Here is a 15307-nt window from a genome sequence, read left to right as displayed (position 1 = left end):
CGGTCACTGTGAATGCACCCGCCGCCGAGGAGCTTTCGCCATCGTCTACGCAGCTCACTACACCCGATGTGCCGTCAACGTGACCGGCATCGACTCGGCGGCGGGGCTGGTTTGAACGCTAAGGGTGCGAGGTCGCCGCGAACGGGCATACGGTGTTGACAACGTGTTCACAGCTCGACCGAGCCGAAGGAAACCACCGGGATGGAACCGGGCGCGCAACTACGGGCCGCGCGAGAAGCGGCGCGGGTCACGCTGCGCGAAATCGCTCGGCGTACCCACTACTCTCCCGCGTACTTGTCGCTCATCGAGTCCGGCAAGCGACCAGTACCGCGCGAGGTCGCCGCCGCCTACAATCTCGTGCTCGGCGAACCGCTCGACGGCGAGCAAGCGGGAGCGGAATGGATTGCGCGCGTTGCGGCATCTGACGTTGGTGGCGACACCCTTGATCGGCTAGAGCTGGCGGTCGATGACTTGGCAGCCGCCTATTCGACTACCCCGCCCGCTGACCTTCTCGCCGACATTCGCCGCCATCTCGGCTATACCGCGCGCCTTCTCGACGGGAAGATGACTCTTGTGCAGCACCGCCGTCTACTGGTCAATGCCGGTTGGTTGTCCTTGCTCGCCGGAACCTGCCATATCGACTTGGACGAATTACCTTCTGCCGCAGCACGATTGAAGGCAGCAAGCGATATCGCCAAGGAGTCCGAGCACACCGAGATATCGGCATGGACGTTGGAAACACGCGCATGGCAGCGTCTCATCAACCGCGAATTCGCCGCCGCCGCTGAACTCTCCGAAGCTGCTCGCGATCTCGCCCCCGCCGACAGTTCCGCCTATATCCAGGCCACCGCCCAGCAAGGTCGCGCACTCGCTCGGCTCGGCGACAGCGCGGGAACCTACCGGGCGTTGCGCAAGGTCGCACGACTGGTCTCAGGAATGCGGACACCCGACCGCCCAGAACATCACTTTCGGTACGACCCAGCGAAGGCAGACACCTACGTCGCAACCACGTTGTCGTGGCTCGGCGACCCTGCCGCTGAGGTCTACGCGCGCAACGTCGTCGCCGACTTGGAACGCTCGCCGAGTATCCGCCCGCGCCGTATCGCGATGGCGAACCTAGACCTAGGGCTGGCATTGGTCGCCGCCAACAAACCCGAGGAGGCCGCCGACGTGACGCTCAACGTCGTGGTTGGAGGTCGCCTTGTCCCGTCGCACTATTGGCGAGTATCCGAGATTGTCAGCGGCATCGATCAGCGCGACGAACACAGCGCCGCGACCCTGCGCGAAGCGTTCCACGACACCTACCCAGCATGAGCGCGAAACAGCCCCCGGAACCGCATCACGTTCCGGGGGCTGTTCGCACACCTGTTCGCTGTGTCCTAACTCTGTCCTAGGACGCTCGATTACACACCGACATTCACAGGACGGATAAGCACGAAAACAGCAGGTCAGGCAGACCTATTGATACGCACTGAACACACCAATACAACGAACTTCACACTGGCAGTGTGGGGGTCAGGGGTTCGAGTCCCCTTAGCTCCACTTTAACGAAACCCTCCGACTTCGGTCGGAGGGTTTCGTCGTTTATCGCGCCCTTTGGCTGCGAGTTGGGTGGCGCCACTTCCGACGCGTTACTGTCGCTCATGCGTTTGATCACCACTGCGGCCACTGCCGCGCTCTTTCTCTCCATCGGCACCACAGTCGCTGCCGCGCAACCTGTTTCGACCGACAGTCCCCGTGCGGCCATCGCGCGCACCTACCTTGACGCGCTGGTTTCCCACGACGCGAGCGCGGTGCCGTTCGCGCCTGACGCCACGCGCGTCGAAATGGGCCTGCAAACCGGCTCCTCCGGTCCCGGCCTGAGCAATGAGCTCAACTACAGCATTCTCAATCAGACGATTCTGGGCACCCGCGACATCACCTTCGTCGAGCACGGCGACACCGTCACCGCCTACTACCTGCTTGACGCTGGCCTGGGTGGCACGCGCATGACGACTGTCCGCATCACCGAAAAGTTCGTGATTCCCGTCGACAAGATCCAGTACATCGAGGCGAACATCCAACCGTTCGCGGAGTAGTGGCTCGGTCCTCGCACTGCGTCCCCTCCTGCCGTACGCTCAAAGCATTGCGGAGAGTTTGCTGACGGCTGGTGCACGCGAACCCGAGGAGAGCCAATGAGCGGCAATGACCAGGATTCCTCTGCTCCCGATCTCATCAATCCGGTGACCGAATATCCAGGTCCGCCCTTCGCCGCGCAACCGCAGCCGTGGCCCGGGTTGCAGTCGAAAATGCACCCGGCGCCCGACTGCGGCGAGACGAGTTATCGCGGGTCAGGGCGACTCGCAGGACGGCGCGCGCTCATCACCGGCGGCGACTCGGGCATCGGCCGCGCGGTCGCGATCGCGTTCGCGCGCGAAGGCGCCGACGTCGCGATCAACTATCTACCCGTTGAGCAGGGCGACGCTGACGAGGTCATCGACCTCATTCGCGACGCTGGCCGCACCGGCGTCGGCCTGCCCGGCGACATCCGCGACGAGGCGTTCTGCAAGCAACTCGTCGCCGACGCGGTCACCCAGCTCGGCGGACTCGACACCTTCGTCAACTGCGCGGCCCGGCAGAAGTACCACAATCACATCACCGAGCTGAGCACCGAAGACTTCGACTGGACCCTTAAAACCAACCTTTACGCCCTGTTTTGGCTGATCAAAGCCGCGGTCCCGCACCTCAAGCCGGGCAGTTCGATCATCGCGACCAGTTCGCGCAACGCCTACGAACCCATCGACATCTTCATGGACTACGCCCTCACCAAAGCGGGCATCGCCAACATGGTTCGCGGCCTCGGCAAGCAGCTGCTGCCGCAGGGCATTCGCGTGAATGGTGTTGCGCCAGGGCCTACTTGGACGCCGTTGCAGGTGTACGACGGCGCGCAGCCGGAGTCGTGGCTGGTCGAACTAGGCGCGAGCGTCACCTACGGTCGTCCAGCGCAACCGGTCGAACTCGCGCCCCTGTTCGTGACGTTGGCATCGCCGGAAGCCAGTTATGTGACCGCCCAAATCTGGGGCATTACGGGCGGCAGCGGCGTTCCGGGCTGAGTTAGCCAGTTGGACAGCCGATCCCCGATGCGCCGCCGCACAATTCAAGATCACCAGGCTCTCAGGTAAACAAACGTCGAGTAGAAAAATCCCTGAGAGCCTGATGATCTTGACCCGGGGCGCCACCTCCCCCTGAATCCTGCGGCTGCGCCTAATCAACAAGATCACCACGCCCCCATGGCGGCGTTTCGCGAGAGCGATTCGCCATGAGAGCGTGGTGATCTTGATTGTGCTTACGCCGCGCTCGTGTCGATCAACGTGGCGTAATCGGGGAGCGCTGTCTCAGCCGGAATCTTGCCCTGGGTCTTCGCCCAAGCGCCCAGCTCACCCAACTTCACCGCCAACTCCGGCGACGACTGGAACGTAAAGTCGAACTGCGCCAACACCTTTCGCAGCAATGCCGGGTCCAGCTGGGTTGCCGCCGCCACCGCCGCGACAGCCGGGTCCGACAGCGTCTTCAACGGCTCGTTCGCCTCCTTCAGCGCCGCGAAGAACCCGGAAAGCGCCGCCGACTTGGCCGCGATCGTGTCCTTCGACGCCAGGTAGAGGCTGTGCTGCTTGTACGTTCCGCCGTCGAGTTCCACCGCGTCAGCACCGAGCGCCTGCACAACCTGGGCCTGGTACGGCTGGAAAATCGATACCGCGTCGACGTTCGACTGGGTCGCTGCGGTCACCATCGCCGACGGCGCCACCTGCACGAGTTTGGCGTCCATCTTCTGCGCGGCAAGCACGCTCGACGCGAAGTACGCCGCGCTCGTGCCGATCGGTGTTCCGATCGACTTGCCAGCGAGATCAGCAACGGTGGTGATGCCCGCGCTGCGCCGCGCGACGATGCGCGAACCCACCCAGCGCGACCCGTCGCCGACCACGCGCAGCGACGGCGAACGCGTGAGCACGGCCGATGTTGGCACGTCAGCGGCGGTGGCAACATCGATCTGACCTGCGGCAACGGCCTGCAACGCCTCGACGCCGGTCGGGAAGTTCACCACCTTCACCGTGACGTTATGTTTCGCGAAGTAGCCGCCCTTGTCCGCGACGGGGATCTGCGCCCACGAGGGGTCGACGACGAATCCGACGGTGAGGGTGGTCGGGTCGGCACGGTCGGCGGACGTGCACGCGACCAGCGAAACGGCGAGGGATGCGGTGGTCAGAACGACGGCGGCGAGCCGCGCGATGGAAGGTTTCACGATCGGTCCTTGGTGCTAATGCGCGAACGCGTGGCTAGCGAGTTGGTGGTGGAGCAGCTTGCGGATCTCGCTGTATCCGGGCTGGTCAGCGAGGGAATCGGCGGGTCGGGGGCGGGTGAGTGGGTTGGTGATGTCGTCGACGAGGCGACCGTCGCGCAGCACGTGGACGGTGTCGGCGAGGCGAATGGCTTCGTCGATGTCGTGGGTGACGAACACGATGGTGCGGCCCAGTCGCGCCCAAAGGTCGATGACGAGGTCCTGCATTTTCAGGCGGGTGAGCGCGTCGAGGGCGGCGAACGGTTCGTCCATCAACATCACTTCGGGTTCGCTCGCCAACATGCGGGCGATGCTCACGCGTTGGCGCATGCCGCCGGACAGTTCGTTCGGACGACGGGAACCGACGGTGGCCGAAAGCTCAACCAGCTCAAGCAGTTCCGCGATGCGCTCGACACGATTGCCCGTGTCCTTCGCCGCGCGTAGCGCGAACGCGATGTTGTCGGCGACCGACATCCACGGGAAAAGCACGTCGCGTTGGAAGGCGACGCCGCGGCGCGGGTCGGGTGCGCTGACGACCTCGTCGTCGTGGGTCACCACGCCCGACGTAGCGGGGGTCAGGCCGGCGAGGCAGTGCAGCAACGTCGACTTGCCGCTGCCCGACGCCCCAACCAGCGCGACGAACGCGCCATCGGGAACGCTCAGCTCGATGCCGTTGAGGACCGGCGCGGTGGTGCCGGGGTAGCGGACGACTAGGTCTCGGGTCTTGATTGCCATGTCAACGTTCCTCTCGCGCCCAGCGGGTGATCGGCGTGGTCGCCGCCGCGATGGCGTAGTCACAAAGCGCGCCAAGCACGCCGAGCACGACGAGGCAGGCGATCAGTCGGTCGGCTTGGGAGAACAGTTGGGCCTGGTAGATGCGATACCCAATGCCCGCCGTTGTGCCGGTCATTTCCGCGACGACGATCAGTACGAACGCCATCGCGGCACCGATCCGCAAGCCGGAGATGATGTCGGGCGCGGCTTCGGGCAACACGATTCGCGTGAGCGTCTGCCATCGACTCGCGCCGAGGCACCGCGCGGCCTTGAGGTAGTCGTGCGGTGTGCTCGACAGTCCCGCATGGCTGTTGATCCACACCGGGACGAACACGCCGAGCGCGATCACCATCGCTTTGGAGTCCTCGCCAAGCCCGAACCACAAGATCATCAGCGGCACGAGGCCGATCGTGGGAATCGGCGAAAGCAGCCGCAGCACGGGGCTGAGCAGGCGCCGACCGAGCGTCGTATTGGCGGTCACCACCGCCGCGATGACGCCAACGACGCCGCCAAGTACGAATCCGGTGATGGCACGTTGGGCGCTCGCGCCGACGTCTTCGACGAGCAGCCCGTCGCGCCAGAGCAGCACGCCAGCGTCGAAAATCTCGGGGACGCTGGGAAACAGCTCGCGCGGAAACCGCCCGGACGCGACGACAAGCGACCACACAACCCCGGCGATCACCACACCGGCGACCGTCCACGCCGCCGACCGAGCCCGCCGCCCGAGCGCGAGCTGGCTACGTCGCGATGCGAGCGAGGGAGGGGCGGTCACCTGCGAATCCGCGTGCGCGACAACCATCGAACCCCCCTCGGCACCACCCGCTGCAACTTCGCTCACTCCCGCACCGCGAACACCGCTCGCGCCAGCTGGAGTGTGTGCTGCCGCCTCGCCGGTATCGTCCTGGGCGCGACCCGCAACGTCGGCAACGTCGGAACGGGACGGCGGCACCGCAACTGCCGGCATGCTCGCAATGCTCGACACCGCCGCGTCGCCGCCCCGTACGACTCCACGCTCCGCATGCTCGCCCGACATTGTCGAAGCGATCCCCTCGTTCGACATCACGGATTCGCTTGCGCCGCCGCTAGATTCACCTGTCGCCGCCCCGCGCGCACGCCCAGTCCGGATCGCCGTCATGGCTGCGGCACCCACTCGAACGGGACCGCCTGTGCGCGGTAAACCAACGTGGTCGAGGTCAAACGGTCAACGCCAGGCACCCGCACCTTGCTCACCTCAGGTTCGCCCGCGACGCCGTAGCCGGTGTAGGGGCTGTGGTACTCCCACACCACCTCACCCGCGGGCGTCACCTGGAACAACCTGCCCTGCATTCCCTCGGTGATGAGCGTGTTGCCGTTGGGCAGCCGTTGCGCGTTGCTGACGAACGAGCTGAAGAACGTCCATGACGGCAGGCCCGAATCCTCGGCCGTGTACTGCCAGACGATCTGGCGCGTGCTCGGGTCGATCTCCAACACTCGCGAACCGGCGTAAATGCCAAGGGGCGCAGGGGGATAGCCCGCACCACCCTGGTTGTCGAAGACGAGAATGTTGCCAGCGCCAGGCAGGCCGGGCGCGATCAGGTGCGGGTTGTGCTGACCGGAAATCTGGTCAACCGGACGCGGCACCTTATGTGTATTGATGCGCTGATGCTGAGCGCCAGGCGTGGCATCGAAGTAGGGTCCGAGCCGCCACACGATCGCGCCGCTGCTCTTCTCGATCAACGCGACGATATTGGCTTTGCGGAAGCTGACCAGGATGTTGTCGGGATGAAAAGCGGGGTCGGTCTCGAACCAGCGGTTGGGCCCAAGCGACTTCGCACTGTTCATTTCCAGATACCCCCACGGGTCCTCCGGATCGCGAGCCGCGGTGGCGCTCAACGCTTCTCGTCCTTCCGGCGAGAACCCGAACTCGTCGAGGTGATCGCCAGCGAGCCACTGCCACACGATCTCGCCGTCCGGCGAAACCTCAAGCAGCCCTTGGTCACCCACGGTGTCGGGGATGCCGAGCTGCTCGACCACGCGCGGCACCGTGACCAGGAGCAGGCGGTTGCCGTTGGGCAGTAGCTCCCAATCGTGGTTCTGGCGCGCCGCGCCGCCGGGTGCTTGCTCACCCCACTGCCAGACGACGTCGCCTTCCCAATTGAGTTGGCCGACAGTGCCATTGGCGTAGATGCCGCCGCGGTCGTCGCCGCTGCCGCTGAGCTGAACGCCGATGTCGCCGACGCGACCACCGTTGAGCGCGGGGTCGATCACCCGCGCTGGCACGCCGGCGAACGGCCACTCATGGACGACGGTGCCGTCGAGGGAAATGAGCCGCGAGATCGAATCCGCACCGGTGAAGGCGACCAGGCTCTCGTAGGTGTTGTCAGGTTCGTAGTGGGTGACGCCACGGAGTCGTGTGTAGGACATGGGTTTTAGTTCACCTCTGATTTGTTGCGGGGGTTGGTCGCCCCGGTAACGGATCTAATCGATTAGCGTAACCAGCATTCTGGGCGAGCAAAGGGTAGGAATCTTGGTGAACAAAACCCATCGGAGTCGGTCGCGTACCGTCGATACTGGAGCGAATGTGACCCCCAAACGACCAACCCTCGCCGACGTCGCCGCCCACGCGGGCGTGTCGACCGCTGTCGTGAGCTACGTGCTCAACGACGGTCCGCGACCGGTGTCTGACGAGCTGCGCGTGAAGGTCCTGGCCGCCGCCGAGGCGTTGCGCTACCGCCCCGACCGGCTCGCCCGCGCATTAAGAAGGCCTCGCCGCTGGCGGCAAATCGGGTTGCTCGTGCCGGATCTGACGCTGCCGCTGTACGCGGCGCTCGCCGGCCGGGTCGAGGTGGAAGCACGCGCGCGCGACCACCTCACGATGCTCGGCAACACTGGTTACGAACCTGACCGTGAACAGGAGTTCACTACCGCGTTCGCCGACGTGGGTATCGACGGTCTGCTTGTCGTTGGCGCGGTGGATCCAGCAAAGACCGCGACGATCTGCGCACGCGCGCGGATGCCGGTGGTGTGGGTGCACAACACACGGGTTGCGGTCGATTCGCCGGTGGTCGGGGCCGACCACATCGCCGCGGGCCAGCTTGCCGCCGAGCATCTCACCGGCGTACATGGTTGTCGCACAGCGGTTTTCGTGGGCGGACTGACCGATTCGGATGTCCGGCATGGCGACCACGAAACGGTCGCGCGCCGATTCGAGGGCTTCGCGAAAGTTGTTGGCAGCGAACCGATTCGCACAGACCTCACGCCAGCAGGTGCGTACCGGGCGGTCAGCGAGCACCTACGCGCGGGCCACATTCCCGACGCGATGGTCGTCGGCACCTATGGCCAGGCGGCGGCGGTGCTCCGCGCGATCACGGACGCGAATTTCAAGGTGGCGCAGGATATTCGAGTGGTCGGCTTCGACGCCGACCCAACGCGCCCCTTCGCCCAAATCACCTTGTCGTCGGTACTGCAACCCATCGACGCGATAGTCGACGAGGCACTCACCAGACTGTTGGCTCCCGACACGCCACCGGCCACGCTGGCCCCGTTGCCAGTGACCCTGGCACCCGCCGAATCCTGCGGCTGCACAATTCAAGATCACCAGGCTCTCAGGTAAACAAACGTCGAGTAGAAAAATCCCTGAGAGCCTGATGATCTTGATCAGGCCCAGCTAGTCGTGCAGATCGAAGCGGTCGGCGTCCATCACCTTCGTCCACGCCGCGATGAAGTCGGCCACGAACTTCGGCTCACCGTCGCGCGCGCCGTAAACCTCCGACGTCGCGCGCAGCTGCGCGTCCCACCCGAACGCGAGGTCGATGCGGCCCGCTGTCCACCGCTGCTTGCCCGTTGCCCGTTCGATGCCGACGAAGGTCTGCTTGTCGTGCTCCGACGGCTTCCACTCGTAGCGCATATCAAGCAGGTTCACGAAGAAATCGTTGGTCAGCGCGCCCGGCCGGTCGGTGAGCACCCCGTTGGGCGACTGCTCGTAATTCAGGTTGAGCACGCGCATTCCGCCGATGAGCACCGTCATCTCGGGTGCGCTCAGCCGCAGCAATTCGGCCTTGTCGAGCAGCATGTATTCGGCTTCCATCGGCGCACCGTCGACGATGTAGCTGCGGAAACCGTCGGCGAAGCCCTCAAGGTCGTCGAAGGACGAGATTTCGGTCCAATCCTGCGTCGCGTCGCCACGACCGGGCGTGAACGGCACGGTGACCTGGTGCCCGGCCGCCGCGGCCGCCTGCTCAAGCGCGGCGACGCCACCCAAAACAACAAGGTCAGCGAAGGAAACCGCGACGCCATCCGAGCGCGAATCGTTGAACTTGCGCTGCACACCCTCAAGCGCGGGGACGACCTGGGCGAGCGAAGCAGGTTCGTTGCGTGCCCAATCACGTTGCGGCGCAAGGCGAATGCGACCGCCGTTCGCGCCACCACGCATGTCGCTGCCTCGGTAGCTCGACGCCGCACCCCACGCGGTGTAAAGCAACTGCCGCTGCGAAACCCCGCAGTTGAGTAGTTCGCCCTTGAGCGCGGCGATGTCGTCGGCACCGATGAGTTTGTGGGTTACCGGCTCGATCGGGTCCTGGAAAAGCTGGGGTTCCTTCGGGAACTGTGAACCCCGGTAGCGCGTGATCGGGCCCATGTCGCGGTGGATCAGCTTGAACCACGCCTTGCGGAATTCCTCGGCGAACTCGTCGGGATTGTGCAACCAGCGCGACGTGATCGCGTGATATTCCGGGTCGACCTTCAACGCGATATCCGACGTCAGCATGTTCGGCTGATGATGCTTGTGCGCGTCGAAGGGGTAGGGGACAAGGTCAGCGCCCGCGTTGTCCTTCGGTCGCCACTGCCACTTGCCGCCCGGACCCTTGTAGGGCTCCCAGTCGAAACCGTAGAGGTTTTCGAGGAACGTGTTGTCGAACTTGAGCGGCGTCTGCGTCCACGTGACCTCGATGCCGCTACTCGTAGTGTCGGGGCCAACGCCGGTGCCGAAGCGGTTCTTCCAGCCAAGGTCCTGTTCATCGAGCGGCGCGCCAGCTGGCGGCGGCCCGACCAAATCGGCGGGACCAGCGCCGTGCGTCTTGCCGAACGTGTGCCCACCGACGATCAACGCGGCGGTTTCGATGTCGTTCATCGCCATGCGGCGGAAGGTCTGTCGCACGTCGCTCGCCGACCCGTACGGGTCCGGTTTCCCGTCTGGCCCTTCGGGATCGACGTAAATCAGACCCATGTTCGTCGCGCCAAGCGGCGGTTCCAACTCGTGCGCGGGCGGGATGAACCGCCGTCGCCCATCCACGTGCGCTCAGGACCCCAGAACGTCTCATCGCCCTGCCACCAGTCAACGCGACCGCCAGCGAAGCCCATCGTCTTGAACCCCATCGACTCAAGCGCGCAGTTGCCCGCGTACTCCATGAGGTCGGCCCACGACAGCTTCCTGCCGTACTTCTGCTTCACCGGCCACAGCAGCCTGCGCGCTTTGTCGAGGTTGGCGTTGTCGGGCCAGCTGTTAATCGGGGTGAAGCGCTGCATCGCGTGACCGGCACCGCCACGCCCGTCAAGGGTCCGATACGTGCCCGCCGCGTGCCATGCCATACGAATGAGGAACGGGCCGTAGTCGCCGAAGTCGGCTGGCCACCATTCCTGCGAATCCTTGAACAGCGCGTACAAATCCTTACGCACTTCGTCGAGATCGAGCGTGTCGAATTCGGCACCGTAATCAAAATCCGCACCAAACGGGTTTACCGACGGCGGATTCTGTTGCAGCATTTTGACATTCAGTTGCTGTGGCCACCAGTCCGGCAATCCACCGACGGCTTCGGGCCGCGTGAATTTGCCAGGATGCGCAGGACAACCGGTGTCAGATTCCGGCATAACAGCTTCCTTTCCATAGCAGCGCGGGCGTTACGCGCGTGTGCGGTGGTCGAGCTGATCGCGCATCGAACATACCGCCGCAGGGCCGCGAGCACAGTTACCGAGCTGATACCGCGCGTCGATAACCGCAGATAGCGGTCCTCATCCGTAGGGTGCACGCAGCAACCCGCCGAAGAGCAGAAGGGCCTCGCATGTCGCATCACCTCGACACCCCGCTGGCAGCGAAGAACGGCCAGCTTTACATCGATGACTTCTACGCCTTCCCTAACGATCAGGGCACCGTGCTGATCATGGACGTCAACTCCAACGTCACCGGCGTTTATCAGAAGCCAGGCTTCCATCATGAAGCTCGTTATGAATTCAAATTCCATCTCGGCGACGCCGATTTCGAGTCGTACACGTTCCGTGTTGTTTTCGCCGAAGCTGACGACGCGGGCGCGCAGGCGTACCAATTGTTCGTCGTCACCGGCGATGCCGCCCGCGACGACAGCGCCGACGGCGAAGTGATCCTCGACGGCCGCACCAACGAGATCGCGGCTGCCGATGGTTTCCGCGTGTGGTGCGGGCGCGTCGAAGATCCGTTCTACGCCGACGGTGACGTCCTCGGTCGCGTCAACAGCGCGATGGCCAAGGGTACGGCCGTCGACCTGACCGGCTGGGACCCGAGCAACGCGAAGAACGGGTTCGCTGGCACGTCGGTGGAAGCGATCGTGTTGCAGGTGCCGTCGGGGTACGGCGAGCTGGTGCACGGGCGTGAGGTCGGCATCTGGTGTGCGACCAAACTCGCCACCGACGCGGGCGGCTGGCGGATGATCAACCGTGGCGGTCATCCGATGATGTGGCCGATCTTCTGGCCCAAGGACACCGACTTCACCAACCCGGCCAATACGCGGCTGCCTTCGCAGGATTGGCCGCAGGACGGCGAGCACCTCGCTGGCCACATCGCCGCCGTCGTGAAGGCGACAGGGACGAGCACCGACCCGGAAAGCTACGGCCAGATCGTCGCGCGCCAGCTTTACCCGGACGTGCTCACCTATGTGCTCGGCAGCGTCGCCAGCTACAGCTTCGCGATTATGAACGGCCGTTCGCTCGCCGACAACGTCGAGGAATCGATGATCGCGCTCGTCACGAACATGGGCATCAACACCGGCCTGAAGCCGTCGGTCACCGAAAACCAGCGCACCAGCGAGTTCCCGTACCTCGTTCCGCTGAAGAAGTAGCCACGCCGGTGGTGGCGTATCCGCATCGGATGCGCCACCGACGGCCGCTCTAGCGCCGAGTTCATGAGTTACGAGGTGGCGTAACATCGCCGATAACGCGTCTGTAGCGTGCTTTTGGCACGCTGACCTGCATGTTGCTCACCACTTCCCAGCAAACGCGCAAAGGTATGGCGTGGGTTTCCGGCGGAGCCTATTGGATGGGGTGCGATGACCACTACCCCGAAGAACGCCCCGCGCATCAGGTTCACGTCGACGGGTTTTGGGTCGATACGCACCCGGTGACCGTCGCCCAGTTTCGCCGGTTCGTGAAGGACACGGGTTACGTCACGACGGCCGAACGCGACCCCGATCCGGCCGATTTCCCCGACGCCGATCCGTCGTTGCTCACCGCGGGGTCGATGGTGTTCACCCCGCCGGCAAATCCGGTGCCACTCAACGACTATCGACGATGGTGGTCGTACGTTCCGGGCGCGGATTGGCGGCATCCCGAGGGGCCGGGCAGCAACGTTGGATGCCGCAATCTGCACCCGGTGACCCATGTTTCGTACTTTGACGCCGTCGCTTACGCCGAGTGGGCGGGCAAAGCGCTGCCCACCGAAGCCGAGTGGGAGTTCGCGGCGCGCGGCGGTCTGGATCGCGCCACCTACACATGGGGTGCCGAACGCGAACCGCGCGGCCGACCTGGCGGCAACGTCTGGCAGGGCGAATTCCCTTGGCAGAACCTCGAATTGGACGGGTACGCGGGAACGTCACCGGTAGGCAAGTTCGCGCCGAACGGCTACGGACTGTTCGACATGGCGGGCAACGTCTGGGAGTGGACGGCCGACCACCACACCGCGAGCCACGCCGAAAGCGGCAAAAACGTTGCGCCAGCGAGCAATTGCTGCATCCCGCGCAATCCGGTCCAGACCGCGGCGGCAGACACCGGCGAGACGTATCCGCGTCGCACCGTGAAGGGCGGTTCGCACCTGTGCTCGCCCAACTATTGCGACCGCTACCGCCCGGCCGCGCGCCAAGGTCACACCGAGGACGCGTCGACGTGCCACATCGGCTTCCGCTGCATCGTGCGTGAGGTGACGGCATGACCGCGACCACTGAGCACGTGTACGGCGCGGCGGCGATCACGGTCCTTGAGGGCCTTGATGTGGTGCGCAAACGCCCCGGCATGTACATCGGGTCGACCAGTGCGCGCGGACTGCACCACATGCTGTGGGAAGTCATCGACAACGGGGTCGACGAGGCGATGGCCGGGTTCGCCACGCGCGTTGACGTGCGATTGCTGCCCGACGGCGGCGCCGAAGTCGCCGACGATGGCCGTGGCATCCCCGTCGCCACTCACGCGACCGGCATCCCGACCATCGACGTCGTAATGACCCAACTCCACGCTGGCGGCAAATTCGGTGCCGAAGACAGTGCGTACACCGTCTCCGGCGGCTTGCATGGCGTTGGCGTTTCGGTGGTGAACGCCCTGTCGACGAGGCTGGAAGTCGACATCTGCCGTGACGGTTTCGCCTGGTCACAGCAGTATTTGCGCGCCGAGCCGCAGACGCTGACGCGCGGTGCGGCAACCGAGGCGACCGGCACCGTCGTGCGTTTCTGGGCCGACCCCGACGTCTTTGAGACGACCGAATACGACGTCGAAACTGTCGCGCGCCGGATGCAGGAAATGGCGTTCCTGAATAGCGGGCTCACGATGACGCTCACCGACGCCGAGGGTGAATCGCGGGAGTATTGCTACCCCGGCGGTTTACGCGAGTTCGTCGACCACCTCAATATCGGCCGAAAGGCATTGCACCCCAACATCATCGCGCTCACCGGGGCTGCCACCGGTTACGAGCTGGAGATCGCGCTCCAATGGAACACCGGTTTCAGCGAGTCGGTGCGCACCTTCGCCAACACGATCAGCACCACCGAGGGTGGCGTCCACGAGGAAGGGTTCCGCGCGGCACTCACGACCGTGGTCAACCGGTACGCGCGAAAGATGAAGCTGCTCAAAGCATCTGACGGCAACCTCACCGGCGACGATGTGCGCGAAGGGCTCGCCGCTGTGGTCTCGGTGAAGGTCGCCGATCCGCAATTCGAGGGTCAGACCAAGACACGACTGGGCAACGGTGAGATTCGCTCGTTCGTGCAGAAGGTGTCGCACGAGAAGCTGACCGAGTGGTTCGACGCCAATCCCGCCGAGGCCAAACTGATTATCGCGAAGGTGGCGTCGACCGCGCAGGCTCGCGCGGCGGCGCGCAAAGCGCGAGAGTTGGTGCGGCGCAAGACCGCTAGCGCGATGGGTGGCTTTCCCGGCAAGCTGTCGGATTGCCGCACCACCGATGCTTCGCGTGCTGAGCTGTTCATCGTCGAAGGCGACTCGGCCGGTGGCAGCGCGAAATCCGGGCGCGATTCGATGTATCAGGCCATTCTGCCACTGCGCGGCAAAATCATTAACGTCGAAAAGTCGCGCATCGACCAGGTACTCAAAAACACCGAGGTTCAGTCGATCATCACCGCGCTCGGCACCGGCATCAAGGATGAATTCGACCTCACTAAGCTGCGGTATCACAAAATCGTGCTGATGGCCGACGCCGACGTCGATGGCAAACACATCTCCACCCTGCTGCTCACGCTGCTTTTCCGGTACGTGCGCCCGCTCATCGAGCTCGGGCACGTGTATCTGGCGCAGCCGCCGCTGTACAAACTCAAATGGCAACGCGGCGAACCGGATTACGCGTACTCCGACGGTCAACGCGACGGTCTGCTCGCCGCTGGAATTGACGCTGGCCGCCGCATCGATGCCGCCCAGGGCATTCAGCGATACAAGGGTCTTGGCGAAATGAACCCGCAAGAACTGTGGGAAACAACGATGGATCCGTCGACGCGGTTGCTGCGGCAACTCACCGTCACCGACGCGGCTGTCGCCGAGGAGGTTTTCGCCATTCTGATGGGCGAAGATGTCGACGCGCGACGCGGCTTCATCACCCAAAACGCGGGCGACATTCGTTTCCTCGACATCTGAGACATCTGAGTCGAAGCCCCTTTCGGCCCCGAGCGTGTTACGCGCTCGGGGCCGAAGTCGTATCTTTCGCAGGAATCTAGCGGCGTAACTGGCGTGATTCGCCGTCGAAAATGCCCTGGCCAGCGCGTTAGTTGGTGGCTGAGCTGG

At 64.4% G+C, this 15307-nt stretch carries 11 protein-coding genes and 1 pseudogene; 7 read left to right on the top strand and 5 right to left on the bottom strand.

The window, feature by feature from the left end:
* Positions 1-201: 201 nt before the first annotated feature.
* From IEX78_RS07705 to IEX78_RS07695, 3 genes are all read left to right on the top strand, one after another.
* Positions 202-1314, top strand: a complete 1113-nt coding sequence (locus IEX78_RS07705) for a helix-turn-helix domain-containing protein (RefSeq protein ID WP_188828048.1) — start codon at positions 202-204, stop codon at positions 1312-1314.
* A gap of 329 nt (positions 1315-1643) precedes the next feature.
* Positions 1644-2078, top strand: a complete 435-nt coding sequence (locus tag IEX78_RS07700) for a DUF8021 domain-containing protein (protein WP_188828047.1) — start codon at positions 1644-1646, stop codon at positions 2076-2078.
* Between the two features lie 96 nt (positions 2079-2174).
* On the top strand, positions 2175-3092 hold the full coding sequence (locus tag IEX78_RS07695; protein WP_188828046.1) for an SDR family oxidoreductase: 918 nt from the start codon (positions 2175-2177) through the stop codon (positions 3090-3092).
* Positions 3093-3325: 233 nt separating this feature from the next.
* Here IEX78_RS07695 and IEX78_RS07690 read toward each other — a convergent pair whose 3' ends face one another.
* The 4 genes from IEX78_RS07690 to IEX78_RS07675 all read right to left on the bottom strand — a co-directional run bounded on the left by IEX78_RS07690 (position 3326) and on the right by IEX78_RS07675 (position 7492).
* Positions 3326-4279, bottom strand: coding sequence for an ABC transporter substrate-binding protein (locus tag IEX78_RS07690; RefSeq protein ID WP_188828045.1), 954 nt, complete (start codon positions 4277-4279; stop codon positions 3326-3328).
* Between the two features lie 15 nt (positions 4280-4294).
* Positions 4295-5050 (bottom strand): ABC transporter ATP-binding protein, encoded by a 756-nt coding sequence (locus IEX78_RS07685; protein WP_188828044.1) that lies wholly within the window; start codon positions 5048-5050, stop codon positions 4295-4297.
* A 1-nt stretch (position 5051) separates the two neighbouring features.
* On the bottom strand, positions 5052-6053 hold the full coding sequence (locus IEX78_RS07680; RefSeq protein ID WP_229683763.1) for an ABC transporter permease: 1002 nt from the start codon (positions 6051-6053) through the stop codon (positions 5052-5054).
* Between the two features lie 167 nt (positions 6054-6220).
* Positions 6221-7492 (bottom strand): aryl-sulfate sulfotransferase, encoded by a 1272-nt coding sequence (locus IEX78_RS07675; protein WP_188828043.1) that lies wholly within the window; start codon positions 7490-7492, stop codon positions 6221-6223.
* 157 nt (positions 7493-7649) lie between these two features.
* Here IEX78_RS07675 and IEX78_RS07670 point away from each other — a divergent pair, with 157 nt between their 5' ends.
* Entirely contained in the window at positions 7650-8681 is a 1032-nt protein-coding gene (locus tag IEX78_RS07670; RefSeq protein WP_188828042.1) for a LacI family DNA-binding transcriptional regulator, read from the top strand.
* Positions 8682-8735: 54 nt separating this feature from the next.
* Here the strand turns inward: IEX78_RS07670 and katG are convergent.
* A pseudogene (gene katG / locus IEX78_RS07665) lies at positions 8736-10933 on the bottom strand (catalase/peroxidase HPI).
* A gap of 191 nt (positions 10934-11124) precedes the next feature.
* Here katG and IEX78_RS07660 point away from each other — a divergent pair.
* The 3 genes from IEX78_RS07660 to gyrB all read left to right on the top strand — a co-directional run bounded on the left by IEX78_RS07660 (position 11125) and on the right by gyrB (position 15160).
* Complete coding sequence (locus IEX78_RS07660; protein ID WP_188828041.1) at positions 11125-12153, top strand: DUF4331 family protein; 1029 nt, start codon at positions 11125-11127, stop codon at positions 12151-12153.
* Between the two features lie 131 nt (positions 12154-12284).
* Complete coding sequence (locus IEX78_RS07655; protein WP_229683762.1) at positions 12285-13238, top strand: formylglycine-generating enzyme family protein; 954 nt, start codon at positions 12285-12287, stop codon at positions 13236-13238.
* Positions 13235-15160: a DNA topoisomerase (ATP-hydrolyzing) subunit B gene (gyrB, locus tag IEX78_RS07650; RefSeq protein WP_188828040.1), complete on the top strand. Its 1926-nt coding sequence runs from the start codon at positions 13235-13237 to the stop codon at positions 15158-15160. The genes IEX78_RS07655 and gyrB overlap by 4 nt, the downstream gene beginning before the upstream one ends.
* Positions 15161-15307: the final 147 nt, after the last annotated feature.

Origin of the sequence: Nocardia camponoti, from assembly GCF_014646135.1 — a bacterium.
Classification (GTDB): Bacteria; Actinomycetota; Actinomycetes; order Mycobacteriales; family Mycobacteriaceae; genus Nocardia; species Nocardia camponoti.
This window is presented reverse-complemented; position numbering and strand designations above follow the sequence as displayed.